Genomic DNA, 1,591 nt, shown 5'->3' with positions numbered 1-1,591 from the left:
AAGACCAACTATGAGAAGTCAAGGAGGATTTTTTGTATAAATAAGGGGTGTTTTTCTAAAAAAGGGCGCACCAAATAAACCTAAGGCTTTTCAAAAAAATGAGAAGTTCATGTTTTTGTTGTGTGTGGTGGGATTTCATAAGGTTTATTGCTTTTAAGAATGGCGTAGATAATGTAACACAGCTTTCTAGCTACGGCTCCTATACAAACATAGTAGTGCTTTCCTTGCTTTCGTTTCTTTTCATAAAAGGCTTTTAATACAGGGTCATGTTTATGAGCTGTAATAGCCGCCTGGAATAAGGCTCTACGCAAATGAGAAGAACCACGCTTGGATATAGACGTACCTGATGATTCAAATTGTCCAGATTGGGACACAGAGGCATCGATGCCTGCGTAAGCGACAAGTTTAGATGGTTTGTCAAAGCGGTGTATATCCCCAATTTCACTTAGTATAGTGGCACCTAAAATTGGTCCAACGCCAGGTATTGTCATGATAGGAGTATCTAAATCAATTAAAAGTTGTGACATTTCTTCTTCACACTCTTTGATTTGATCTTCGATAAAACGAATTTGCTCCATCAACATTTTTAGTTGAAAGGAAAAAGCGTTTTTACAGAAGGTGACACCAAACGAATTAGAGGCTAATTCCATTAGTTTGTTGGCTGTTTTCTTCCCAAGTCGGTTACGACTAGTTTGCTCAATTATTTGTGTTAAATCATTAATAGATATCTGTTCATAGTCACTGGGAGAGGAATATTCAAGTAAGATTTGTGAAGAAGTTTTACCAAAAACATCCGAAAAGATGCTTTGGTACTCTGGGAAAGTCTGATCTAATACGACAAGAGCTTTTCGTTTTAAATCACTCATATTGCTTACAAGCGCATTACGAAAGCGGCTCATTTGTTTTAGAGCGAACATTTTTTCATCCACAAGTGGGGTTTCAACAAAACGGCCGAATCGAATGATATCGGCAATCATAGTGGCATCAATGGCGTCTGTTTTCCGTTTTCTAATTTCTGTTCCTTTTCGCCAGGCATTGGTTTGAATTGGGTTTAATACAACGACTGAGAAGCCATGATCCAGTAGAAAAGAATAAACGGCTAACCAATAATGTCCTGTTGCCTCCATTCCAATCATTATTTCTGTAGGAGACTCAATGTATCGGTACATCCAATTTAATAGCGCTTGTCCACCTTCTTTGTGATTCTGAAAGGGAAATGGTTTAGTAATAGGTTTTCCAGTTTGATCGATAATGGACGCATAATGTTTATGTTTAGCGATATCAATACCTAAATAGAACATAGCTTACACCCCTATTTTAATCAGTGTTAGATAGTGTTGTCCGCCTCTGAACTAATAAGCGCTACTACCTCGTAAGAGATACGAAGAATGACCAATGGTCATCAACATCCAACTCATTCGTAAACTACTTATTAGACAGAGGTACCATTCTTTCAACCGAATACAAAGATTCAAGGAGGTGGTCGGCAACACTCTATCTACAAATTTAAGTATCTCATAAAAATAGATACTCTTGGGTTTATAGGTACATCCCGTCCCTAAAAAACCTAACTTAATCATACGAGGAGGTG

General features: G+C 37.7%; 1 protein-coding gene. It reads right to left on the bottom strand.

Features of this window, described 5'->3' with window-relative positions:
- Positions 1-107 precede the first annotated feature (107 nt).
- Positions 108-1,301 (bottom strand): IS110 family transposase, encoded by a 1,194-nt coding sequence (locus ACTFR3_RS30480; RefSeq protein WP_440045176.1) that lies wholly within the window; start codon positions 1,299-1,301, stop codon positions 108-110.
- Between the last annotated feature and the right edge of the window lie 290 nt (positions 1,302-1,591).

Origin of the sequence: Bacillus cereus group sp. MYBK14-1 (genome assembly GCF_051916885.1) — a bacterium.
Taxonomy (GTDB): Bacteria; Bacillota; Bacilli; order Bacillales; family Bacillaceae_G; genus Bacillus_A; species Bacillus_A cereus.
Note: the sequence above shows the minus strand (reverse complement) of the source record. Positions and strands in the feature narration are given on the sequence as shown.

Coding starts and splice junctions, on each gene's coding strand:
- ACTFR3_RS30480 (WP_440045176.1), bottom strand. CDS start 1,301: ATGTTCTATTTAGGTATTGATATCGCTAAACATAAACATTATGCGTCC.